The sequence below is a fragment of the Phytobacter cepae genome (genome assembly GCF_054165735.1).
This window is the reverse complement of the sequence record NZ_CM135107.1, coordinates 1,299,657-1,324,534: the sequence shown is the minus strand read 5'-3', so window position 1 is coordinate 1,324,534 and position 24,878 is coordinate 1,299,657. Positions and strand designations below refer to the sequence as shown.

At 55.6% G+C, this 24,878-nt stretch carries 15 protein-coding genes; 4 read left to right on the top strand and 11 right to left on the bottom strand.

The genetic code is table 11. The features are described 5' to 3' along the window. Positions 1–22 precede the first annotated feature (22 nt). Positions 23–3,304, bottom strand: a complete 3,282-nt coding sequence (locus ACUY4Q_RS06190) for a DUF5107 domain-containing protein (RefSeq protein ID WP_458046186.1) — start codon at positions 3,302–3,304, stop codon at positions 23–25. A gap of 117 nt (positions 3,305–3,421) precedes the next feature. Here ACUY4Q_RS06190 and ACUY4Q_RS06185 point away from each other — a divergent pair, with 117 nt between their 5' ends. Continuing rightward, positions 3,422–4,615, top strand: coding sequence for an ROK family protein (locus tag ACUY4Q_RS06185; protein WP_458046185.1), 1,194 nt, complete (start codon positions 3,422–3,424; stop codon positions 4,613–4,615). Here the strand turns inward: ACUY4Q_RS06185 and rcnR are convergent. Further along, positions 4,612–4,884 (bottom strand): Ni(II)/Co(II)-binding transcriptional repressor RcnR, encoded by a 273-nt coding sequence (gene rcnR, locus ACUY4Q_RS06180; RefSeq protein ID WP_458046184.1) that lies wholly within the window; start codon positions 4,882–4,884, stop codon positions 4,612–4,614. The two genes, ACUY4Q_RS06185 and rcnR, sit on opposite strands and share 4 nt — an antisense overlap. Before the next feature lie 142 nt (positions 4,885–5,026). On the opposite strand from rcnR, the gene ACUY4Q_RS06175 reads away from it, so the two are divergent. Both ACUY4Q_RS06175 and ACUY4Q_RS06170 read left to right on the top strand, forming a co-directional pair. Then, a complete protein-coding gene (locus ACUY4Q_RS06175) occupies positions 5,027–5,890 on the top strand; it encodes a nickel/cobalt efflux protein RcnA (protein ID WP_458046183.1) in 864 nt (287 codons plus the stop codon). A gap of 160 nt (positions 5,891–6,050) precedes the next feature. Continuing rightward, positions 6,051–6,347: a hypothetical protein gene (locus ACUY4Q_RS06170; RefSeq protein ID WP_458046182.1), complete on the top strand. Its 297-nt coding sequence runs from the start codon at positions 6,051–6,053 to the stop codon at positions 6,345–6,347. A gap of 40 nt (positions 6,348–6,387) precedes the next feature. On the opposite strand, the gene glyA is transcribed toward ACUY4Q_RS06170, so the two are convergent. Beyond that, positions 6,388–7,641 (bottom strand): serine hydroxymethyltransferase, encoded by a 1,254-nt coding sequence (glyA, locus tag ACUY4Q_RS06165; RefSeq protein ID WP_458046181.1) that lies wholly within the window; start codon positions 7,639–7,641, stop codon positions 6,388–6,390. A 313-nt stretch (positions 7,642–7,954) separates the two neighbouring features. Between glyA and hmpA the strand changes: the two genes are divergently transcribed. Continuing rightward, entirely contained in the window at positions 7,955–9,145 is a 1,191-nt protein-coding gene (gene hmpA / locus ACUY4Q_RS06160; protein ID WP_458046180.1) for an NO-inducible flavohemoprotein, read from the top strand. 470 nt (positions 9,146–9,615) lie between these two features. Here hmpA and glnB read toward each other — a convergent pair whose 3' ends face one another. The 8 genes from glnB to purL form a co-directional block, all read right to left on the bottom strand. Next, positions 9,616–9,954, bottom strand: coding sequence for a nitrogen regulatory protein P-II (glnB, locus tag ACUY4Q_RS06155; RefSeq protein ID WP_002438074.1), 339 nt, complete (start codon positions 9,952–9,954; stop codon positions 9,616–9,618). Between the two features lie 74 nt (positions 9,955–10,028). After that, positions 10,029–11,366 (bottom strand): two-component system response regulator GlrR, encoded by a 1,338-nt coding sequence (gene glrR, locus ACUY4Q_RS06150; RefSeq protein WP_458046179.1) that lies wholly within the window; start codon positions 11,364–11,366, stop codon positions 10,029–10,031. Then, complete coding sequence (gene qseG, locus ACUY4Q_RS06145; protein WP_458046178.1) at positions 11,363–12,097, bottom strand: two-component system QseEF-associated lipoprotein QseG; 735 nt, start codon at positions 12,095–12,097, stop codon at positions 11,363–11,365. Before qseG ends, glrR begins: the two co-directional genes overlap by 4 nt. Next, a complete protein-coding gene (gene qseE, locus ACUY4Q_RS06140) occupies positions 12,094–13,530 on the bottom strand; it encodes a two component system sensor histidine kinase QseE/GlrK (RefSeq protein WP_458046177.1) in 1,437 nt (478 codons plus the stop codon). The genes qseG and qseE overlap by 4 nt, the downstream gene beginning before the upstream one ends. A gap of 505 nt (positions 13,531–14,035) precedes the next feature. Continuing rightward, positions 14,036–15,736: a reverse transcriptase family protein gene (locus tag ACUY4Q_RS06135; protein WP_458046176.1), complete on the bottom strand. Its 1,701-nt coding sequence runs from the start codon at positions 15,734–15,736 to the stop codon at positions 14,036–14,038. A gap of 318 nt (positions 15,737–16,054) precedes the next feature. Beyond that, positions 16,055–17,677 carry a hypothetical protein gene (locus tag ACUY4Q_RS06130; protein ID WP_458046175.1) on the bottom strand — a complete coding sequence of 541 codons (1,623 nt, stop codon included), beginning with the start codon at positions 17,675–17,677 and terminating at the stop codon, positions 16,055–16,057. Next, a complete protein-coding gene (locus tag ACUY4Q_RS06125; protein WP_458046174.1) occupies positions 17,667–20,681 on the bottom strand; it encodes a WGR domain-containing protein in 3,015 nt (1,004 codons plus the stop codon). The genes ACUY4Q_RS06130 and ACUY4Q_RS06125 overlap by 11 nt, the downstream gene beginning before the upstream one ends. 124 nt (positions 20,682–20,805) lie before the next feature. After that, positions 20,806–24,693 carry a phosphoribosylformylglycinamidine synthase gene (gene purL / locus ACUY4Q_RS06120; RefSeq protein WP_458046173.1) on the bottom strand — a complete coding sequence of 1,296 codons (3,888 nt, stop codon included), beginning with the start codon at positions 24,691–24,693 and terminating at the stop codon, positions 20,806–20,808. Positions 24,694–24,878: the final 185 nt, after the last annotated feature.

The following is a 24,878-nucleotide window of genomic DNA, read 5'->3' as shown; positions in this document are numbered from 1 at the left end:
CGCAGATTTCAGTAAACGAGAATTAGTGAATGAGATGCAGCACGTAGGGCATGACACGCTGGAAGAACGCGGCTTTTGGCCACGCGGGGTTGAGCGTATTCAGCGCCACGCAAGAGGCATTCCACTGGCTCTCATCCCCCATTCCAGCCGCTGCCAGCGCCTGGATATAGAGACATTTCTCCTGATGCTGCTGATGCAAAGAGCCGTACAGCGAAAGCAAATCCGGCTGCGAAACGGCAAAGAAATCCGCTTCCACCGGTGTGCTGGCCATATTGCTCGCCCAGGCCGCCATGTCCGTAAAGAGTGCGTCCGCGGCAACGTTATCGCCCAGCATGCGTAGCGCCATACCCTGCCAGAAGAGATAGTCAGCCGGTTGATCGTTGTAGTAGCTGTGGACATTGAGCGTGCGGTCACCCTGGGTAGCTTTTTGCCAGGCGCTCTCGGCCTGCGCCTCATCTCTCTGCAAGCGGGCACAGATCCCTAACCAGAACCAGATGTCATTGTCGGTCTGCCCCGGCAGACGTCCTTCGCTCAGATTTTCGGGGTAGCGCAAGGCGGCATTAAGCACCATCTCAGCGCGGGCTGGCTGGTTAGCGTCAATGGCCTGCCACGCCTGCAGCAACTGGTTGAGAATAAACTGACTGGTGACTTTCCCCTCGCCCCCTTCCCAGGGGTGGAATTTACGGCTCGCCAGCACCCCAGCGGCCTTCTCAGTTTCACCACACAGATGCCAGAGATTGAGCAACTCTGCCGTCATGTCGTCACGTTTAAGGGCGCAGGGCAAGTTTGCCTCCAGCCGTGCCAGCCGGCTTTGCGGCGCAGCGCCGGTGAGTTTTGCCAGCAGATCGCGTTCGAACAGTAAGCGTGCGTCATCCGGGAGTAACCGGCAGGCGGTGTCGAGATAGCGGGCCGCTAATGTCGCGTCATGCTGCTTATTCCAGGCATAAATCGCCAGACCCCGCCATGCATCAGCCACGCCGGGGTCCATCGCCACACACTGCTGCCAGAGAGCAACGGCTTTGTCGTCATTACGTTTGCTGTAATGGAAACAGGCCAACAGATGGCGGGCAAACGGACTTTCCGGGAGGGCAGTTAAGGCATCCACTTCATCCAGCGAGTTCGGGAAACGGACAAAGTACGGGAAGGCGTCTGTCGCACGAGCGATAAGGGGTGCACGGTCTGCTTCCGGCAACAGGCTTGCCTGTAACAACAGCGGCAATGTACGTTCGCAGGCCAGGCTTTCCAGAACCGCCATTGCGTCGTCTGCCATGCCCCAGCTCAGCAGTTGACCGGCTGTGGTCAGCGCATTGATGTCGCGCCCGCCGCAAAGATTTCGCCAGGCCGCCAGCGCAGCATCACTGCCTTCATTCTGCCATTGCAGCCACCACACCGTCGGGTTTAGCGGATACTCCTGTCGTAGCACGAGCAGGTTTGCCGTCGCCTCGTCCTGATTTCCATTCAGTTGCCACAGTCTCACTTGCAGGCACAAAACGTCCTGATTGGTGGGACAGGCGCGCAGGCTCTGGCGGCAAAACTCAAGGCCCTCGTCGTAGCGCTGTTCTCGGGCAGCGAGTCGCGCGAGGCCATAAAAACCGGCCGCTTTGCTGTTGCCGCTCCAGGTTGCGCGCCAGAAATCCTCTTTCGCCTCTGACAGCCGCTGCTGGCGTTCACAGGCACTGGCGCGAATAAAACTCGCCAGCCCACATTGGGGATTTTTATTCAGCCGGTGGGCGCGAGCCAGCGCCTGGGTGGCGTAGTCGACGGCGCGGGGATAGTCAGCGCGGTTATATTCAAGCGTTGCCAGCGCCAGATTGCAGCGATAATCCTGCGGATCGATGGCCACGCCACGGGCGTAATAGTCAAAGGCTGAGCGGCTGGCATGGTTGTACTGCTCAAGATGCTGACCAATAAACCAGGCTTCATCGGCAGAAGCGATCTCTTCTGCGGCGGCAGGTGCAGTGGCAACGTCCGGCAGCGGCATCTCGCCGGGCTGGTGCTCTTCATAAGAGAGCACTTCTCTTCCTTTCGCATCTTTAAGGGTGAGCGTTAGCCGTGCCGGGTTGGCTGACTCAAGCAGGTCCTGCATTACCGAACAGGGCGTCAGGGTCACGCTTATATCGAGCAATGGCGTCGGGTTGCCCGCCTCGCTGAGCGTCAAACGATGGCCCTCTAACGTGGCGATCGCATACAGCCCCCACTCAATCCCGTTTTCACTGCGCTGCAGTTTTAACACCGCATCACGGGAGGCGTTTTGCACCATGCCGAGCGAGTGATACGGCAGGAAATACTGTACGAAACGCTTCTCTTCATAGGCATCAAGCCAGGTAAAATCAGGTTGGTTATCAGCGTATATTCCGGTCATCAGCTCAATATATGGACCGTTGCTATCGGTGAGGCTGCGATCCCAGGCCTGACCAAATTCACTATGTCCCCAGCTCCACTGTTTTTTACCCGGCGCAATGTGATGATCGGCGACATGCAGTAATCCGCCCTCTTCATCGTGAGACCAGGCACCGACAAAATCGTAGGCCGATTTTTCTGCCATATAGGAGGTGGGGACCGGCACATTTTTGTAGCGTGAGATATCCACGCCCGCAGAGTAGTCAACTTTGTAATAGGTGCCGGTGGCGATAGGAAATGCAGAGACGGCGCGTTTGCCGTGGTCGAACACTGCGGTCACATCCGGGGGAAAAACGCTCTGGTGATCGTCGCCGCCTTTCACCGCCGGATTGGCCCACCACAAGAAATGGCGCGGTGTGGCATTACTGTTGTAGACGCGGCTGCCGATTTCCAGCGCGGCGCGATCCGGGCGCAGGGTAAAACCGGTCATCACCTGTAAGCCGTGCATCGGCTCGGTTTCCCCAACCCACACGGTTTTGCTGCCGTCCTCATTTTCTTCCAGGGTGCAGTCTACCGGCATATAGGTGGTCGGGCGGTGGTGCTGTGGCCAGTTGAACTCGATCCCCCCTGAGATCCACGGGCCGAGCAGGCCGACCAGTGCCGGCTTGATCACCTCATTGTGATACACAAAATCCCGCTGTTTGACTTTATCAAAGGCCTTCTGCACACGCCCACCCAGCTCCGGCAGAATCATGATTTTCAGATAGTCGTTTTCCAGCCAGACCGCCTGCCACGTCTTCTCTGTCCTGGCGTCACTCAGCGTATCGGTTACGCCGTAAGGGTAAACCGCCCCCGTCGATCCCTGGTAAACGCGTTTTTCAAGAAACATGGGGTGAACGTCCTGCGGACCGGTTTCGTAAGTGGGGATAGAGACTGTTTCGCGCCAGACTTTTACGGGTTCCATATTGCCCTCTTAATTAACAAAACATACTAAAGTGTGGATTTGTGGGCAGTCTGACAGACAAAAGAGCGGCGTTTTCGCACAATAATCACGCAATACACTCAACAGAGTTTAGTAATCATGAGTACCTGTATTAACAATCAGCAGATTCGCCGCATCAATAAATGCGTGGTGCTTGAACATCTCTACCGTGAAAAGCGTGCCAGCAAGTCCACGCTGGCGCGGCTGGCGCAAATCTCCATTCCCGCCATCAGCAATATTCTTGAGGAGCTGGCGGCAGAAAAGCGTGTGCTGAATGTCGCGGATGAGAAACCCTCCCGCGGCCACAGCAGCGGAACCTGGCTGATTGCCCCGGAGGGGGACTGGACGCTGTGCATGAGCATCACTCCGACCAGTATTGAATGCCAGCTCGCCAACGCCTGCATGAGTCCGAAGGGGGAGTACGAACGCCATACGCTGGATGCGCCTCACCCGCAGGCGCTGCTGTCCGCGATTGAGCAGTGCTGGCACCGCTACCGAAAAGCCTGGCCTGGACACACCTTAAACCTGGCACTGGGGGTCCACGGGCAGGTCGACCCGGTAACCGGGGTCTCACAAACGATGCCGCAGGCCCCCTGGAGCGAGCCGGTCGAACTGAAGTATCTGCTGGAAGAAAAACTGGGTATCCGCGTACGGGTGGATAACGACTGCGTGATGCTGGCGCTGGCGGAAAAATGGCAGAATCACGGTCAGGAACGTGATTTCTGCGTCATCAACGTTGATTATGGCATTGGCTCATCTTTTGTAATCAATGAACGGATATACCGTGGCACCTTGTACGGCAGCGGGCAGATCGGTCACACCATTGTCAATCCTGACGGCGTGGCCTGCGACTGCGGGCGCTATGGTTGCCTTGAAACCGTTGCTTCACTGAGCGCACTGAAAAAGCAGGCGCGGATCTGGTTGAAATCACAACCTGTTCCAGCGCTGGACCCGGAGACGCTCACCACCACGCAACTGATTGCCGCCTGGCAGGACGGGGATGCACGCATCACGGCCTGGGTGGAAAGTGCCGCCAGCGCCATTGGTCTGAGCTTGTATAATTTTCTTAACATCCTGAATATCAATCAGATATGGCTTTATGGACGAAGCTGCGGATTTGGCGAGAGCTGGCTGAACACCATCGTGCAGCAGACCGGGTTGAACCCGTTCGATCAGGGCGGAAATCCACGCGTTAAAGCCACGCAGATTGAAATGGGGCGGCTAAGTCGCGCCCAGCAGATTATGGGTATTGGTTATTTATACGTTGAGGCGATGCTCAGCGAAATGGATTAACGGATGTAAGAATCCAGCACGCTGAGCACCACATCAAGATCTGCTTCGCGCTTCGCTTCATCATGCTCATGCACGAGATGATCGGTCAGATGGCCCTTAATCACTTCCCGCATCAGACCGTTTACCGCGCCACGGATGGCGGCGATCTGCTGCAGAACCTGTGCGCACTCATGCGGCTCATCCAGCATCTTTTTCAGCGCCCCCACCTGCCCTTCTATCTTGCTGGCGCGCGCTTTGAGTTTTCGTTTATCCCGAACGGTATGTGACATGGCGACCCCATTTTGCGGATGCTGAAAGAAAGTCACGATACCATAATTCTACTGGGGGGGAGTTTAATTCTACTGGGGGGTAGTATTTTTTACTGGGGGGGAGTAGATTGCACGAAGATTAAAAATAGCGAGAACTATTCTCATGACCGATGTTGCGTCTCTCTTTCAGCAAGGAAATGGCTGGTTTTTCATTCCGAGCGCTATATTGCTCGGTGCACTGCACGGGCTGGAGCCGGGGCATTCAAAGACCATGATGGCAGCCTTTATTATCGCCATTAAAGGCACGGTAAAGCAGGCCGTGATGCTCGGTCTGGCGGCGACCCTCTCCCACACGGCGATTGTCTGGTTGATAGCCCTTGGCGGCATGTACATTAGCCGTCAGTTTACCGCCGAGTCCGTTGAACCCTGGCTGCAGATGGTTTCCGCCGTCATTATCCTCGGCACCGCAGTGTGGATGTTCTGGCGGACCTGGCAGGGCGAGCGCCAACGGCATGCCGGTCATCATCACCCTTCGCACCAGGGTCACGCTCATCCCCACCCGCAGGGGGTTGTGCTCCAGCCGGTGAAAACGGTGGTCAGCCAACGGCCACAGATCCTCACGCTGCGTAAGCTCAGCAAAGAGGAGGAGTATCAGGACGCCCATGAGCGGGCACATGCGCGGGATATCGAACGCCGGTTTACCGGCACCGAGGTCACTAACGGGCAGATCCTGCTGTTTGGTCTGACGGGCGGATTAATCCCCTGCCCGGCGGCTATTACCGTATTGCTGATCTGTCTTCAGCTCAAAGCGCTGACGCTGGGGGCGACCATGGTGGTCTGCTTTAGCATTGGCCTCGCCCTGACGCTGGTCACCGTGGGCGTGGGCGCCGCCGTTAGTGTGCAGCACGCAGCGAAACGCTGGTCGGGCTTTAATACCCTGGCGCGACGTGCTCCGTATTTCTCAAGCGTGTTGATTGCGCTCGTGGGCATCTATATGGGCATTCATGGATATGCAGGGCTGAAATGAGTGGTATGACGCACTAAAACGCGCAGAATCTCCACCTTAGCGTCATATATTGGTAGTGGAATCGAGGGATAACTCTGTCCTATAGTGATCTGAATACAATATAACGGTACAGCGTTTTCATCTCTCTTTTATGCTAAATCATTATCTACGAACATTGAAAATGGGGTATGTAAAAGCCTTCGACTGTTATGGCAGGGATACGAAGCTTGAGTATCTGTACATTCTCTCATTTCAGTTGTGCTGGTTTGCGTTTTATTTGTGGGTGCCTTACACCAGCGATTACTCCTTTATTATTTTTTTGTTTTTTATTCTCCCTGTCGCGTCCAGTAACGCCCGTTGCATACGCTACTGCGGCTACTCGCGGGCACTCTGCCTGCTCTGGATCCTTGCACCTTATGTGCTGATGTTCCTGCCTTTCATCCTCAAAAAACGGCAAGTGACGCCACAAACGCCATAAAAAAAGCCCGCTTAGCGGGCTTTTTCATCACGGCTGATGCTTACGCATAAACCGGGAAACGTGCACAGATGTCCAGCACTTTGCCTTTGACACGCTCAATAACCGATTCGTCATTGATGTTGTCCAGAATATCGCACATCCAGCCAGCCAGCTCTTTCACTTCCGCTTCTTTGAAGCCACGGCGAGTGACAGCCGGAGAGCCGATACGGATACCGGAGGTCACAAACGGGCTCTTCGGATCGTTCGGCACGCTGTTTTTGTTGACGGTAATGTTAGCGCGACCCAGGGCTGCATCGGCTTCTTTACCGGTCAGGTTTTTATCCACCAGATCCAGCAGGAACAGGTGGTTTTCCGTGCCGCCGGAAACCACTTTGTAACCGCGGTTCAGGAACACGTCGACCATCGCTTTGGCGTTTTTCGCTACCTGCTGCTGGTAAACTTTGAACTCTGGCTCCATCGCTTCTTTCAGCGCCACGGCTTTCGCCGCGATCACGTGCATCAGCGGGCCGCCCTGCGCACTTGGGAACACGGCAGAGTTCAGTTTTTTGTACAGCTCTTCGTCGCCGCCCTTCGCCAGGATCAGGCCACCGCGTGGACCCGCCAGGGTTTTGTGGGTAGTGGTGGTCACAACGTGAGCGTGTGGCACCGGGTTCGGGTAAACGTCTGCGGCAATCAGACCGGCAACGTGGGCCATGTCGACGAACAGGTATGCACCGATGCTGTCAGCGATTTCACGCATTTTTGCCCAGTCAACCACGCCAGAGTAAGCAGAGAAACCACCGATGATCATCTTCGGTTTGTGTTCTTTAGCCTGCTTCGCCATGTCTTCGTAGTCAATTTTACCGGACTCATCGATGCCGTAAGGAATGATGTTGTACAGTTTGCCGGAGAAGTTAACCGGGGAGCCGTGAGTCAGGTGACCACCCTGCGCCAGGTTCATACCCAGCACGGTATCGCCCGGCTGGAGCAGCGCGGTGTAGACCGCGAAGTTAGCCTGAGAGCCGGAGTGCGGCTGCACGTTGGCGTAGTCTGCGCCAAACAGCGCTTTGGCACGATCGATAGCCAACTGCTCAACCACATCAACGTATTCACAGCCGCCGTAGTAACGCTTGCCTGGGTAGCCTTCGGCATATTTGTTGGTCAGCTGAGAACCCTGAGCCTGCATTACACGCGGGCTGGTGTAGTTTTCGGAGGCGATCAGTTCAATGTGTTCTTCCTGACGTACTTTTTCTTGCTCCATAGCCTGCCATAAATCGGCATCATAATCGGCAATGTTCATTTCACGCTTTAACATCCGCTTCTCCTGCTCAGCTAACAATCAATACGCTTAAATTGAGGCCCGTTTTAGGGAACGGCTCACAGTATAACTGAATCAAATCTTGATAACAGGTCTTGACAACGCTTTTTACGCAAACGATTGGCTGCCCGTCATACAAGGGTTTGAGAGACAACAGGCTTTCACCTGATGATGGAATTCTTTTCATCTGGATAGTGCAACTTTTTCACATTCAACGCAGGAAGAGGAGTAACCCTGCCTTTACAAGGGACGGGATTAAATTATAAGATGCATTTGAAATACATCTTTAAGAGATTATAAGGAAGCAATTATGCTCGACGCCCAAACCATCGCCACCGTGAAAGCCACCATTCCCCTGCTGCTGGAAACCGGTCCCAGACTGACTGCCCATTTCTATGACCGCATGTTTACCCATAATCCAGAGCTCAAAGATATTTTTAATATGAGCAATCAGCGTAATGGCGATCAGCGCGAAGCCCTGTTCAATGCTATCGCTGCCTACGCCAGCAATCTGGATAACCTCGCTGCCCTGCTTCCGGCAGTGGAAAAAATTGCCCAGAAGCACACCAGCTTCCAGATAAAACCCGAGCAGTACAACATTGTGGGTGAGCATCTGCTGGCAACGCTGGATGAAATGTTCAGTCCGGGTAACGAGGTACTGGAGGCATGGGGTAAAGCCTACGGCGTGCTGGCAGGCGTATTCGTCCAACGCGAAGCGCAGCTGTACCACGAAAATGCGGAAAAAACAGGTGGCTGGGAAGGAACACGGGCGTTTCGTCTGGTCGCTAAGAAACCACAAAGCGCGCTTATCACCAGCTTTGAATTTGCGCCGGTAGACGGCGGCAAGGTGGCGGACTATCAGCCTGGGCAGTATCTGGGTATCTGGCTGAAACCTGAGGCCTTTGAATATCAGGAAATTCGCCAGTATTCATTAACCCGCGCCGCTAACGGCGAGCGCTATCGCATCGCGGTTAAACGCGAGGAAGGCGGACAGGTTTCAACCTGGCTGCATCAGCATGCCCGCGAAGGAGATATTGTGCACCTTGCTGCCCCAGCCGGTGATTTCTTCCTCACGGTTGAACCTGGAACGCCTGTTACGCTGATTTCCGCCGGTGTGGGTCAGACGCCAATGCTAGCAATGCTCGACACCCTGGCGCAGGCAAAACATCAGGCGCAGGTGAACTGGTTCCATGCGGCAGAAAATGGCGCGGTGCATGCGTTTGCGGATGAAGTGGCCGCACACGGCAGCGCCCTGCCGCGCTTTACCTCACACGTCTGGTATCGCGAGCCTGCCGCTGAAGATAAAGCAACTGCACGGTTTAGTCATGAAGGTCTGATGGATTTAAGCCAGTTTGAAGGCGCATTCAGCGACCCGGAAATGCAGTTCTATCTCTGCGGCCCGGTGGCGTTTATGCAGTTCGCCGCGAAGCAACTGGTCGGGCTGGGGATTAAACCTGAAAACATTCATTACGAATGTTTTGGTCCGCACAAAGTGCTGTAAAGCAGGAAGCCCCTCACCCACCGGGCTGAGGAATCCCCAGTAATATGACGTTTTGCAGCGATAACACTGCGCCATGAGAACACAACAGTTAAAGCGATGACTGAGTCCGGCTGAAAATCGACGAAGCGTATCCGTAAGGCCGGGGCGACGCGCAGGGATGCGCGGCGAGGGCGACTTTACACGGACGTTACCTTCGCCCGTCCCCGATAAGCCTGAAGGAAGGCGCTAAGTGAACCGCGCCAGCGGCGATTTTCCTGGCCGGGAGCCCGGGTCGCCAGGGCGGTGGCGGTGAACCGCCCTGGCACGTTCACGGGTTCTGGCACTTTAGAAAAGCAAGGAACATAAGGTGAACGGGATGGCCACTAGAGCCGCATGTTTCCCCTCACCCTAACCCCAAAGGGGCGGGGGAACTGTCCGTGCTCGTATTATTTTATGGGGAGCCCCTCACCCACCGGGCGAGGGGCCGATAATCAGATTGCCGCGTCATCCTCTTCGCCGGTACGGATACGTACCACGCGGGCAACATCAAAGACGAAAATCTTGCCGTCGCCAATTTTTCCGGTCTGCGCGGTGCGGATAATGGTATCCACACAGGTGTCGACGATATCGTCGGTCACCACAATTTCAATTTTCACTTTCGGCAGAAAATCCACCATGTATTCCGCGCCGCGATAGAGCTCGGTATGGCCTTTCTGGCGACCAAACCCTTTGACTTCCGTTACCGTCATCCCGGTGATGCCAACTTCGGCTAGCGCTTCACGCACGTCATCCAGTTTGAAAGGTTTAATAATCGCATCAATCTTTTTCATGGTGGGTCCTTATACACGCTTGCCAGTATTCGTCATCGTAATCGGTTGCTCACACTACCATATCCGCCAGGCCATTACTCTTTAAAGTCGTTAGCATCCAGCTCATGGCGCGACAGCAATTTGTAAAATTCCGTGCGGTTGCGCCCTGCCATTCTTGCTGCATGGGTGACGTTACCTTTGGTAATTTGCAGCAGCTTGCGCAGGTAGTTCAGTTCAAACTGGTTTCGCGCTTCAACGAAGGTCGGTAAAGCGGTGTTTTCCCCTTCCAGCGCTTGTTCCACCAGCGCATCGCTGATGACCGGCGACGAGGTGAGCGCCACACACTGCTCAATGACGTTCACCAACTGGCGGACGTTGCCAGGCCAGCCTGCGGTCATCAACCGTTTTAATGCATCTGTTGAAAAAGCGCGTACAAACGGCTTGTGCCGGTCGGCCGACTGGCGCAAAAGGTGGTTCGCCAGCAGGGGGATATCTTCCGCACGCTCGGCCAGCGCCGGGATCTTCAGGTTCACCACGTTGAGGCGATAAAAGAGATCTTCACGAAACTCCCCGCGCGCCATCGCTTTGGGCAGATCCCGGTGGGTGGCAGAGAGAATGCGCACATTGATGTCAATATCGCGATTACTGCCCAGCGGACGCACTTTACGCTCCTGCAATACGCGCAGCAATTTCACCTGCAGCGGGTTGGGCATGTCGCCGATTTCATCCAGGAACAAGGTCCCGCCTTCAGCCGCCTGAAACAGGCCTTCACGGCTGCTGACTGCGCCGGTGAAAGCGCCCCTTGCATGACCAAAAAGCTCTGATTCCAGCAACTGTTCCGGTAGCGCGCCGCAGTTGATAGCGATAAAGGCGTTTTTGCTGCGCGGGCTGGCGTTATGGATAGCCTGGGCGAGGATCTCTTTACCGGTGCCACTTTGGCCGTTAATCAGCACGCTGACGTCGGACTGCGCCACCATCCGCGCCTGCTCCAGCAGACGCAACATTATCGGGCTACGGGTAATAATGGTTTCACGCCATTGATCGTCGGACGCCGGTGCGGCGTGCTCCAGCGCATCGTCAATAGCTTTGTAGAGGGCGTCTTTGTCGACGGGCTTGGTCAGGAAGCTGAATACCCCCTGCTGGGTGGCGGCAACCGCATCAGGAATCGAGCCGTGAGCCGTCAGAATAATGACCGGCATGCCCGGCTGAACGCGCTGGATCTCTGCAAAGAGCTGCATCCCGTCCATCTCATCCATGCGCAGATCGCTTATTACCAGGTCGACCTTTTCACGCGCCAGGATGCGCAGCCCTTCCTGACCGCTTTCCGCCGTAACGATGCTGTAACCTTCGCTGGTAAGACGCATCCCAAGCAGCTTTAACAGACCCGGATCGTCATCCACCAGCAGGAGATGGGCAGGTTTTCGGCTGGTCATGGTTTGGCATCCTCGGGTTTAGCATCGGTCCTTGCAGGACGCGCACTGTCCGGCAGATCGCTTCCACCGGGTTTGCGCGTGGAAAGTCGCCGCTCAATGTCGGTCAGGTTTTCCAGTTTCCGTGTTGTTGTTTCCAGCTGTTCACGTAAGAATTGCTGCTGTTGGCGCAGGGAATCCAGCTCGACATCCGTTGATTGCTGGAGCTTTGCATAGCGGCCCCGTTCTTCTGCTAGTTGAATCTGTAAGGCTTCACCGTCGCGCCAGAGCTGATAAAGCGGGCGCACCGGGGCGGGAATGTGTGGGCTGAGTACGTCCAGACGGGTGGCGTTCTCGCGACGCTCAACCGGGGTGATTTTGGCATTGGAGAGCAGGATGCCGCGCTTGAAGGCATCCTGCCAGGTATCATCTTCGTGGATTCGCGCTTGCGCTCGCGCCGTGGCGGGGGCCAGTCGACTGGCACAGTCCATACTGCGCATCCAGAAAACAGGGTTGGTATCAAACACCTTTCCAGAAAGCGCCCAGATATCTTCGCAGTCAGTCATTAAAAAATCGGCTAACTGATGCTCCGGCACCTGCTCTTCAAGCTGCGTGTGAACGGCGCTTTCAGGTACCTGCGAGACACAACCGGCCAGCAGCAGACCAGGCAACGCGCGAAATAATTTTTTAGACACCATGACCGCGCCTGTGATGCGGGAAAAAAACTGCCCCATATTTACCTGATTTCGCTTCATTTAATGGATTTTTCCGGCGCATTAAGCGGCAACTCAATGCGAAAACAAACATCGGCGTGGCTTACCGCCACCAGATGTAATTCACCCTGCATGCGACGAACGCAGTCTCTGGCAATACTCAAGCCTAGCCCACTGCCCTTCACCGCCCCTTTTCGTTGATGGCTGCCCTGAAAGAAGGGTTCAAAAATCATGCCGCGTTCCGCTTCGGGAATAGGGTCCCCGGTGTTTGACACCTCAATGCGTAGCCGCGAACTGGCAAGGTAGCTGTGGATATAAATGTTACCGGATTCAGCACCATAGTGCACCGCGTTCGAATAAAGATTATCCAGCACGCTCATCAATAACATGGGTTCCGCAATGCAGCGCGTCTCGTCAAGCGTCACCTCGGTATGCATCATTTTAGCTCGCGCAGGCAAACTGTGAGCGGAGATGACCATCTCCAGCAAGGGTTCGATGTCCACCGGTTCAAGTTCAACCGCACTGTCTGCCAGCTTGCGGTTGTAGTCCAGCAATTGCTCAATGAGTTTTTGCAGATTACGGCTGCTGCTGTCGAGAATTTCCACGACCTCTTTCTGTTCAGGCGTCAGCGGCCCGACAACCTGATCGGCCAACAATTCGGTGCCTTCCCGCATGCTGGCGAGCGGGGTTTTCAGTTCATGGGAGAGATGCCGCAAGAATTGATGGCGCTGGGATTCAAGCCAGGTCAGGCGTTCGCTTAGCCAGATAATACGTTCACCGACGTAACGAAGCTCGCGCGGGCCTTTGAAAATGACGGTATGCCCCAGCGACCGCCCTTCTCCCAGCCGGTTAATCATCCGTTCGATGCCTTTTACGGGGCCGATAATCATACGGGTGAAGAGTAAAACCATAGCCAGACTGACCAGAAAGAGCACCAACGCCTGCCAGCCGAAGAACTGCCCGCGCTCGGCGATGTCACGCTGTAACTGCTGTCCACGGGAGAAAACCACCTGTCGGGTGGACTGCACCATGTCGGTATTGGCGGCGGCAAACGCTTCCAGACTGGCTGAGGCTTCAGGCGCCGGGCTGCTGTTCTTGCACTGCAGTTGGGCCAGGGCGTTTAAATCCTGGCGCAGCGCCTGATACAGCTTTTCATCGGGCAGAACGCCCGCGTGCGCATCGAGCATTTCGCTGTAGCGCTTTAGCTGCGTTTGGTACACACGCTGCAAAGTATGATCATCGAGCACGCAATACTGGCGATAGCTGCGTTCCATCTCCAGCGCGGCGTTGGTCATTGCCTCGCTACGACGGGCATCAATCAGAGTGGTGCGGTTGGTTAATGCAGCCTGAGCGCTCAGGGCATTCAGACTTTGCCAGGCCTGCCAGGCCAGAACCAGTAAGGGCAACAGAATCAGCAGGAACGCCAACATGACGACCTGGCGAAGGGATCGGGGGAAAATGGGCCAGCGTTTCACCGCACTACTCTCGTAAAGTCAGGTTAACAGGATGCTAGCTGAGTAACGCGCTGCGGGAAAGGCAGAAACAACAAAGCCGGGTATAAACCCGGCTTTGTTATGAAATTAGGCGGTGCCTAACTCGACGTTTCGCCCGGGGTCTGAAAAAGCGAACTTTTATCAGCAGTTGGACGGCAGGCACCTTAAGTGCGTCATTCGAAGTTTATGTAGCGCGTCCCGAGGGGGCTGACATAAGAGGGTGAATGAGCCACTGCTTACTATTATGCAACAGCCATGCCAAAATGCAAAATTATTTATTAAATTTATATAATTCAGCCACTTGACTAATAAAAGGTTATGCATAGTCGGTGAATGATTTCCAGGCTAACTGTCGCCAATTGGCAACAGAGCGCGAGCTTAATTACCCCACTCATATAAATCAATAACTTAAATGTCTCCTTTTGGAGACAGTGACTATGCCGCTTTGTCGCAATTTCCCGACACTGCAACATGATGCAGGTAACATTTAAAGCATTCGCGCCACAATCATCACTAACAGCACAATAATCAGTACGCACCAGTACCGGAACGTTGAGCGCGCTTTTTCATACACCGGAGCAGCGTGCAGGTCAGGTTGCGCTTCAGGGCGTGAATCCTCTGCCGTTGATGGAGTGGTCTGCCGTGCGGTCTGCTGCCGGGCGGTCTGTTCAAGAACAGGGCGCGCAGCCTCTTGCGCCTGCCACCAGTTTTCACGCGGTGACTCCCCGCGTGCGGCTTTTGCCCGGAACAACTTCTTGTTCAGCGCGGTGATTCGCCCCGGCTGGGTTGTGTATCCATATTGCCGTTTCAGGTCGATGACCTGTTTTTGCAAAACAATGCCCTTTTCGGGCGCCACCATTGCCACGAAATTAGCATAGCCTTCAAGGCTCGCCATCAGCTCACCCGAACCCCAGCGTTTCCCTTCCACTCCATCTTTTGCAATCTGAAACAGCAGCGCCCGAAAGCGCTTTAGCGTTTTGCGATCCACTGAAGGCTTTTCATTCACCACAATACCGGTGACTTCCTGCTTTTGCGGTTTGCGCATGACCCGGGTTTTCTCAGGGTGGATCTTAAAACCTTCATCCTGAACAATTTGCTTACAGCGCCATAATAGCTGCTGCACACTGGCGGTTGGCTGGGCACTGGAAAAGGTCATGTCGTCAGCGTAACGGGTATAAACAAAACCCAGCTTCTGTGCCATTGCCTGCAAACGGCTGTCGAGACGACGGCAGATGATGTTGGAAATCGCCGGACTGGTTGGCGCCCCCTGCGGCAGGAAACGGACGTCTTCCTGCACAAACCAGGTCTCGCCATCCAGTGCCACCTGTATAACCTCAGGTTCCGTAGTTAACAAAGCCAGTTCAGTGGCCAGTTGCTCGGCATAACCTAACTGGCGAAATAATCCTTTTACCCGGCGGTAATTCACCGTCGGGAAGAAGTTTTCCATATCCAGATTGACCACAATCGCCTGGTTCACATGCGGCAGCGCATTACTCAAAATGCTGCGCCCGGTAACAAAACCGTGGGCTGCATTGTGTAATGTCACCCGATTCAGAATATTTTCCAGAATCCAGTACTGCGCGCGCTTCATACGTGGCATGGGAGCCGAAATCAGTCGCTCACCGCCATTTTTTTTAGCGAGGGAAAAACGCCGGTAGTGGTTAATGCGCGAGACGTTTTTCTGGAAGCAAAGAAAACGCAGCTCATTGATCGTGATGCCCATGGCAGCGGCCAGCGCCTGACTGTCTGCAAGCTCGGGCAAGTTCTGCGCCTGCAATCGGGCTTCGTTGTGGGCGGTGTCGGCGAGGCCAAACGAAACCCCCTCCCCCAGCCAGGTTATCTCTGTTTGCTGCTTTTGATGCCATTGCAACGCACGCGCATAGCGCGCTTCGTTACGGGCAATGCGGGTTTGCTCGCGTTTCTCCAGCGCTGCTTTTTTGCGCGTCTTGTGCAGTTCGCGCAATGCTTTTTGCGGGTCATCATACAGCCGTTGTTTCTTTCCCAGTTCCGCAAGCTGTTTCTGTAACGCCGCACGTTGAGCGATAAATTCTGCGGTGAGAGCGGGCTTCTCCTGCGTTTCATCCCAGAAGCCCAGACGGATCATTTCAGCGAGGATGTACTCCTCTTTGCTGGTTTCGCGGATGCGCTCGTAAATTTGCTGGCGGGTCAGCTTTGCAGATTCAGACATAACGAACGCTCCCTGACCGTGAGGGACAAGTTAATACGGGAATGACCGGGAGGGATAGCGGCGTGGCGAACAAGGCCTTCGAAGCGTTCCTGGTACTGAGGTTATCCACTCGACGCAGAGTGGAGTACCTGTCACTCATTGGCTTCGTTGAAGCCATACTGCAATAGTGACAGGTACTCACACTCTGCCCAGTGAAGATGGCATCAGTGACGCGTGGGGAGTCATAAAACCTGAATGGCGATCCACCATCCGGGATGCAAGGTTTCCTTGCCACGCCGCTATTAACGTCGAGTATAACAGCTGAAAAAGTCCTTTTCATCATGCTTTTACCTTTGCTGCCAGCCGCAGCGCTAACATATGTTCACACGGACCGCGACGCAGTCGGTTCTGATGGAAATAGTGGCAATGGCACTCACCCACCGTCAACCGCTGGTCTGCATCCAGCATCAAAGAAACGGGGTACCGCACGGCATTATCCAGGACCTGGCCGCGTATTTGCGTTCCTGTCGCATTGCTCAGGCAGCTTTCGACTTGCACCAACCCGGCATTGACGAAGTTGACGGCGTTCTCTTCCCGTTCATGACTGAAACGCAACTGTTCCAGTGGGATCGGCTCGCGGCACAGGGCGCGAATACGGTACAGATCCTTGTTCAGGTCATAGAGCACCTGGCCATGTTGGCTGTAGGCTGCCAGCGCCGCTTTTACTATGCTTTCGTCCAGCCCCAGTTCGGTGGCAAGAGAGGCGCATGAAGCCATATGGTGCCTGCTTAATGCCTGATAAACCCGCTCCAGCGTCAGGGTATCGACTGTTTGGCGCGGCGCGAGCAAATCAAAATTGCCCTGGGCCGACCAGTCATTCGCGCTCCAGCCGGAGAGGCCAAGGGTAAAACTCATCGCCCCAAAATCTGCTGTCCAGAACGAAGGCATACCATCATCGAGAAGGCAGACATCGAATTTTTCGGCAACGGGGATGAGACGTTCAAGGATATGCAGTCTGCGCCGTCCCCAGACACGTATGGAACGCGGCTGGTCGCCCTTGTAAAGCGAACGCGGGCAAACCAGCGTTTCATTCCACGGCTCAAAAATCACTTTGACGGGCTGCCCCGGCGTCAGCTCAAAACGCAGCGAACGCGGCCCGCTACGCTCTTTTTTACGCCTGAGTCGGAAGCAAATATTGTGCATATCCATAGGTGCGAGCGAAAATTTCACCATCGGCAGGGTCATCGCCGAGCTGACCTGTAAAAAACCGCGCACCCAGCTGTCCGGCAGATCGATCTTCTTCTCTTCACACTCGCTGCCGTCAGTCTGTATGGCGAAGCCGTCCGGATCAATTTTCAACTGCGTCGGGTGATAATCACGAATCTTTTGAAACGCCTGATAAAGGCCTTCGGAATAGTCGATATTCGTGGTGCCGTAAGCATGGTCGCTAATATTGTCGAACACATCGTAATGACAGCTCAATTTCCCGTAGCTGGACTCGTCTTCGGAAAAGCATTCAAAAAAGACTTCGTCGGGGTGCACCGTGATGACAGGATCCAGCACGTACCAGGCGTCAATATCGGTTTTATAGAGATAATTGAAATAAGCTTTTTGCGCCTGATGGTAAGGCGCAAGTAGCGTCGCAGCCTCTTTGTTCAGCGTATTTAATCGCCCGCTAATCTCATTCGCGTCTTGCTCAAGCTGGCTTTTCTGCGCAATAAATTCCGCTAATAACCGCTGTTCCTCTCCCGCCAGCCAGCGCCGATACTCAGTTTTATCTTTTGGCTGAAAACGCATGTCCGATACCACCACGTTATGCAGCGCGGAGATGGCCTCGCGAAACGCCAGTTTCTGCTTCAGTTCACCCACAAAGAACGCCGGTGGGCGAAGGCTATCTGGCGAGAACGTCAAACCGGCTTCCGAGACCCGACTCTTTCCCTGATAACGATAATTAACCTGCATGAGGCGCTCCTTGTTCGGGTCGGGCAATAATGTCCAGCGGCAAATTCAAATGGGGATACTGTTTTTGCAGTTGAAGCATGGCCTTGATCAGCGGTGCTTTGTCTTTTTGCACCACCGTCAGCGACAGACGGGTCAGCAATGACGCCACCATCTCAAGCACCAACGGGCTGGCAGCCGCCTGCTTCGTCAAAAAGGCGAGTGTTCTGTCTTTCGCGACACGCCCACGGTTAACCTGGGAAAGGATTGTCAGGAAGCAAGGTTTCAGCGCCAGGATGACATCAGGCTTTCCGGCCGCATACTCGTCAAAAAAATGGGTCACAAAGGTCTGTACAGTCAAGGATGGATGCTGGCTCAGCTTCAACAAGTACGCTTCCCCCTGTTCGCGCTGGAAGAACGTTTGTAACAGTTCCCGACCGTAGGCCTGCACATCGTCACGGTTGCTGTCGCACAGTTTTACAATCAGATCCGGGGTCCAGCCTGGGGAGGGGGAGTGCTGGCGGAAATATGCAAACCCAAATTCACGGGTTGCGGGCCAGTCACTTTCCAGTAGCTCCAGCGCAGCACTGCTCTGTTCGCCGACAATATCCACATGTGAGGTGAAGGCCTTCAACGCATAATCACGAACATGATGGTCAGGGTGATTTGCCAGCGCCACCCACTGATTCACGCTCCACTCACGCGCAGAGCGGCCAACAAGACACGCGCATCCGAGCTTCTGTGCCGCCAGCGATCTGGCGTGAATCAGCCGCCAGATGGTGTCTTTGTCCAGGGCTATCAGGCTGGCATTAAGCCTTTGCGTGAAGAACGTTAACAGCGCCTGGTGTGCGCCTTCATGGGCTTCTTTTTTAAAGACTAAGGGGAATAATCCCGCGAAGACCTCAGCAGCATGCTGCTCGGCCAGTTGCCCCAGAAGCGTGTAACAGGCTTGCCGCTCTTCTGCCTCCCCGCACTGGAGCAGATCAATTAACTGCGGTAACTGCAGCAAGACTAATTCCGGGGATTGTTTGCCTAACAGCGCGATGCCCGCGGCGCGGATAGCCGCGACAGGCGAGTTGTGAATCTGAACCAGCAGGGCTTGCGAAAGTGGACTCTGCGCCAAATCGGAAATCACCAACAACCGGGCGGCTAAAAGCTGCACGCCAGTATCGGAATGGGCGAGCAGCTCGCTGAAATTCTCACTCCTCAACGACGGGGCCATGGCAGGCAGATGGCTCACCAGGCACGTCGCCAGCCAGAGGGCATGTTGCTCAGAAAAGGTGGTCTGCGCGTCGGTAAGCCGGAGCAAAAGCGCCCGCGCCAGCGTCTCCTGTTGCGAGGCGGTCAGAGGCTGCCGGGCAAAACGCCCCTCTAACCACGCGCTGATCTGCGCATCATCAACCAGCAAAAGCGCGGTCACCAGTTCGGTTTCATCAAACAGTGCGCTAATGCTGTTTAAATGGGTCAGCGCCAGGCTGCGCGCTTGCGGGTGGACACTGTTAATCAGCCCCAGCAGCAGCGCAGGAGTGAGCGAACGCGCAGTAAGAAGCGAGAGCACAAAATCGGCAATGAGCGGGAACGGACGAGCCAGCAACTGCACCAGTTGGCTATCGGTGAGGGCCCGGCAGAAGGAGGCATTCTCTTTCATTGCCCTGAGCGCAAACGTGCAAACGGCTTCACTCTCGCTCAGGCACAACAATGTCAGTAGTGCGTCAGGACGTTGATCCCAGAGGTGTGGAAATGCCTCACCACGGCGTTCATCCTTTTCATCGCTGACCCGAATCCATAACGCTCTCTGCCTGTGGCGCTGGTAGTGAGGATGATGTAAGCGCAGAACGGCGTTCCACGCGAAGAGATGCGCATCGCTGGCGAAGACGCCTGCCTCACTCTGCTTTTCTGCAACCAGGTATTCTTTCTTATACTGGAGCAGAAGCGCGCAGGCCATATCGACATAGCGAGTGTCACCACGGGCACCGAGACGCCGCAGCGCGCGCCAGCTTCGCCGCCGCAGGTAGTCGCGCGTTTTACGCGAATAGGCCAGCCTGCTATCGTCGCGCAGAAGTTCCTGACTGGGTTTGAGATAGCCCACGCCATTGACCCAGACGCCATCCCACTGGGCAGAATAAAACTCCCGCGTGGTATCAAACCGCCAGGCCAGCAGAGCAAACACCGGCGCATCCAGGCGGAACTCAGCCATTTTGAACAGATAGCGCACACCTTTAAACAGATTGGGGCGCAGAGGCAGAACGTGTAGCAGACGAATCAGGCCCTGATGCAATAGCGGGCTGTCCAGCGCCGCAAGATAGAACGTTTTGAGTAACGTACTCGCGTTGGGATTCTGGTCAGTAATGTGGTGCTGAAGTTGCGCATCAATGGCCCCGGTATCACCCACCGCCAGGGCCTGGGCCAGCTCTGCGGGTAATGACGCCAGCAGGCTTTGCCGCTGCATAGCGGTATCGTCATCATCCCCCAAACGCAGCGTCACTTCATAAGCGAGGTTGCTTAACGGCGGATATGGGCTTTCAAGAAAGGGTCTCACACGCGCCAGGTTGTGCTGATTCCCCGTGCGCCCCAGCGCCCAGAGTCGGGCGTAGTTTTCCAGCCAGTGATGTGCCTCGTTAAGCCCCTTTTCCAGCCAGTCTGCCAGCATAGCGTTCGGCTGCTGAGGGAGTCGCCATATACTTCGGGCTCGTTGTTCGCCTTCTTTAATGCGATCGATTTGCCGGAGTAAGGTGTGTAACGAAGACGAGAAAGCGCTGACTGCGGAAGGGGAGAGTGAGGCGGCTTCAACGTAGCCTTTGTTGGTTTTGGCAACCACCACGCTTGCGAATATAGCCTCAGCCTGCGTGAGATCAACGGGTGCAGGGGTTTTTGTTCCTTCCCGTAAGGTGCTTCCACGTCGGCCATAGCGAAAATTCACCCAGTAACGATTGTCCTCGTTGCCTGGCTGTTCACAGAGTTCCACCTCATAAACCTTGTCTGAGGCTCCCTGCGTAAAGCTTAATTTTACCTTTTTAATCAGCTTCATAACCGTTCCCTTCCCTGTTAGCGCTGGAAACGATTGTAATCAATATCGCCCGTTCTGTCCTTGAGATAACGTTCAAAAAAGGTGCAGCATACCCGCCCCTGATGGCCGGGTATGCTGGACAGCGTTAACCTAACTGCTTACGGGCGTTGCGGAAGATACGCATCCACGGGCTGTCCTCGCCCCAGTTTTCCGGGTGCCAGGAGTTGCTAACGGTACGGAACACACGCTCCGGATGCGGCATCATCAGCGTCACGCGACCGCTTTCGTTGGTCACTGCGGTAATACCGTTTGGCGAACCGTTCGGGTTAGCCGGGTAGGTTTGCGTCACTTTGCCGAAGTTATCGACGAAGCGCAGCGCCACCAGCCCTTTGCTTTCGAGCTGAGCCAGGTGCGCATCATCACGCACTTCCACACGCCCTTCACCGTGGGAAACGGCGATCGGCATTTGTGAACCCACCATGCCCTGTAACAAAAGAGACGGGCTTTGGGTCACTTCGACCAGGCTGAAACGCGCTTCGAAGCGGTCAGAGTGGTTACGCACGAAACGTGGCCACAACTCACTGCCCGGCACCAGTTCACGCAGGTTAGACATCATCTGGCAGCCGTTACAGACACCCAGCGCCAGCGTCTGCGGACGGTGGAAGAAGGTTTCGAACTCATCGCGCACGCGGTTGTTGAAGAGAATCGATTTCGCCCAGCCTTCACCCGCGCCCAGCACGTCACCGTAAGAGAAGCCGCCGCAGGCCACCAGCGCCTGGAAATCTTCAAGCCCGGTACGCCCAGCCAGCAGGTCGCTCATGTGGACGTCGATGGCATCAAAGCCCGCACGGTAAAACGCCGCCGCCATCTCCACGTGGGAGTTCACGCCCTGCTCACGCAATACGGCCACTTTCGGACGCGCGCCGGTCGCAATATACGGTGCCGCAATGTCTTCGTTGATGTCGAAGGAGAGCTTCACGTTCAGGCCCGGATCGGTATCGTTGGCTTTCGCTTCGTGTTCCTGGTCTGCACATTCCGGGTTATCACGCAGGCGCTGCATCTGCCAGGTGGTCTCTGCCCACCACATACGCAGCGTGGTGCGGCTTTCGCTGAACACGGCCTGGCCTGCGGATTCGATAACAAAGCGATCGCTCGCCGTGGCCTGACCAAGATAATGAACACAATCTGCCAGACCCTTTGCTGCCAGCACGGCTTCAACCGCTTCGCGATCTGCGGCACGCACCTGAATAACGCCGCCCAGTTCTTCGTTGAACAGGGCGGCCAGACGATCGCTCCCCAGCGCGGCGATATCGACATTCACCCCGCAGTGACCGGCGAAGGCCATCTCGGCCAGCGTCACCAGCAGGCCGCCGTCAGAACGGTCATGCCAGGCCAGCAGTTTGCCCTCTGCCACCAGCGCCTGCATGGCGTCCCAGAAACCTTTCAGTTGCTGTACGTCGCGAACATCAGCGGTCTTATCACCCAGTTGACGATAAACCTGCGCCAGCGCGGTGGCGCCCAGCGCGTTATGACCTTTACCCAGATCAATCAACAACAGGGCGTTGTCTTCGGTAGAGAGCTGCGGCGTCACGGTGCGACGGACATCTTCCACACGGCCAAAGGCGGTGATCACCAGCGACAGCGGCGAGGTCATCTCGCGCTGCTCGTTACCTTCCTGCCAGCGGGTTTTCATCGACATAGAGTCTTTACCCACCGGAATGGTCAGACCCAGCGCCGGGCAAAGCTCTTCACCCACCGCTTTCACCGCTTCGTACAGACCGGCATCCTCACCCGGATGACCGGCTGCGGACATCCAGTTCGCCGAGAGCTTGACGCGGTTGAGTTCACCAATTTGCGTCGCCGCCATGTTAGTCAGGGACTCACCCACCGCCAGACGGGCAGAGGCTGCGAAGTCCAGCAGCGCCACCGGCGCACGCTCACCGATCGACATCGCTTCGCCGTAATAGCTGTCGAGGCTGGCGGTGGTCACCGCACAGTTAGCCACAGGCACCTGCCACGGACCAACCATCTGATCGCGCGACACCATCCCGGTGACGGTACGGTCGCCGATGGTCACCAGGAAGGTTTTTTCAGCAACGGCGGGCAGATGCAGTACACGATGTACCGCGTCAGCAATGGAAATGTCACGTGAATCGATGGCTTCACCGGCTGCTTTGCGCGTCTGCACGTCGCGGGTCATTTTCGGGGTTTTGCCCAGCAGCACATCCAGCGGCAGATCGATAGGCGTGTTGTCAAAGTGGCTATCGCTCATGGTCAGGTGTTGCTCTGCCACGGCTTCACCAATCACCGCGTACGGGGCGCGCTCGCGGCGGCAAAGTGCATCAAACAGCGGCAACTGATCGGCCGCAACGGACAGGACATAACGTTCCTGAGATTCGTTACACCAGATTTCCAGCGGGCTCATCCCCGGTTCATCGCTGAGGATGTCACGCAGCTGGAATTTACCGCCGCGCCCGCCATCGCTCACCAGTTCCGGCATGGCGTTCGACAGACCGCCCGCACCCACGTCATGGATAAACTGGATCGGGTTGGCATCGCCCAGTTGCCAGCAGCGGTCGATCACTTCCTGGCAACGACGTTCCATTTCCGGGTTGTCACGCTGAACGGAAGCAAAATCCAGGTCTGCGTCAGACTGACCAGAGGCCATTGAGGAAGCCGCGCCGCCGCCCAGACCGATATTCATCGCCGGCCCGCCCAGCACAATCAGTTTCGCGCCGACGGTGATTTCGCCTTTCTGCACATGGTCAGCGCGGATGTTACCGATACCGCCTGCCAGCATGATTGGCTTGTGATAACCACGCAGCTCTTCGCCGTTGTGGCTGTTCACTTTCTCTTCGTAGGTACGGAAATACCCGGTCAGCGCCGGACGACCAAATTCATTGTTAAATGCCGCGCCGCCCAGCGGGCCGTCGGTCATGATATCCAGCGCGGTGACAATACGCTCTGGCTTACCGAAGTCCTCTTCCCATGGCTGTTCAAAGCCCGGGATACGCAGGTTCGAAACGGAGAAGCCTACCAGACCGGCCTTCGGTTTCGCGCCACGACCCGTTGCGCCTTCGTCACGGATTTCACCGCCGGATCCGGTTGCTGCGCCCGGCCACGGCGAAATTGCCGTCGGGTGGTTATGGGTTTCGACTTTCATCAGAATGTGCGCCGCTTCCTGATGGAAGTCGTAGCGGCCATTCTCATGGTCTGCAAAGAAGCGCCCAACGTCAGAACCTTCCATTACCGCAGCGTTGTCTTTATACGCCGACAGCACATAGTCCGGGGTCTTCTCGAAGGTGTTTTTGATCATCTTGAACAGCGATTTTGGCTGCTGTTCGCCGTCGATGACCCAGTCGGCGTTAAAAATTTTGTGACGACAGTGTTCAGAGTTCGCCTGCGCGAACATATACAGCTCAATGTCGTTAGGGTTACGACCAAGACGGGTAAACGCATCCTGAAGGTAATCAATTTCGTCTTCCGCCAGCGCCAGTCCCAGACGCACGTTAGCGTCAATCAGCGCCTGACGGCCTTCGCCCAACAGGTCCACACTCTGCACCGGGGCTGGCTGATTGTGCTCAAACAGCTGTGCTGCATCGGCTTCTGCGGTAAACACGGTTTCCATCATCCGGTCGTGCAGTTCAGCGGCGACGCTCGCCCACTGCGCTTCCGTCAGCGTGGAGGCTTCAACGTACCAGGCCACACCGCGCTCAAGACGATTGATTTTGGCGAGGTCACAATTGTGGGCGATGTCCGTTGCTTTAGAAGACCAGGGAGAGATTGTGCCAGGGCGTGGTGTAACGAGGAGCAATTTACCGGACGGTGTGTGGCTACTCAGCACCGGGCCGTATTTCAGAAGTCGCTGCAGCCGGGTCAGTTCTTCGTCGTTCAACCGATCGTTCACGTCGGCGAAATGGACATACTCAGCGTAAATATTGCTCACCGGGAGCTGGGCAGCCTGAAAACGCGCCAGCAGTTTATTGATACGAAATGCGGACAGTGCAGGCGAACCACGCAGAATTTCCATCATAAGTCTCTCGTCTTCGAAGCTTTAAGTGTGCATCAGGGGGAAAACGGGCGTCATTATAAAGAATAGTGAGCAGCGACGAAACCGTTTGCGTGGAAATAAAATCAGGGACGGCACCAACCCGTAAGAATGCCGCCATTCGCTAATTAGTTGCCAACTGGCGTTTTGTTACGCAAAATGCCGCTCAT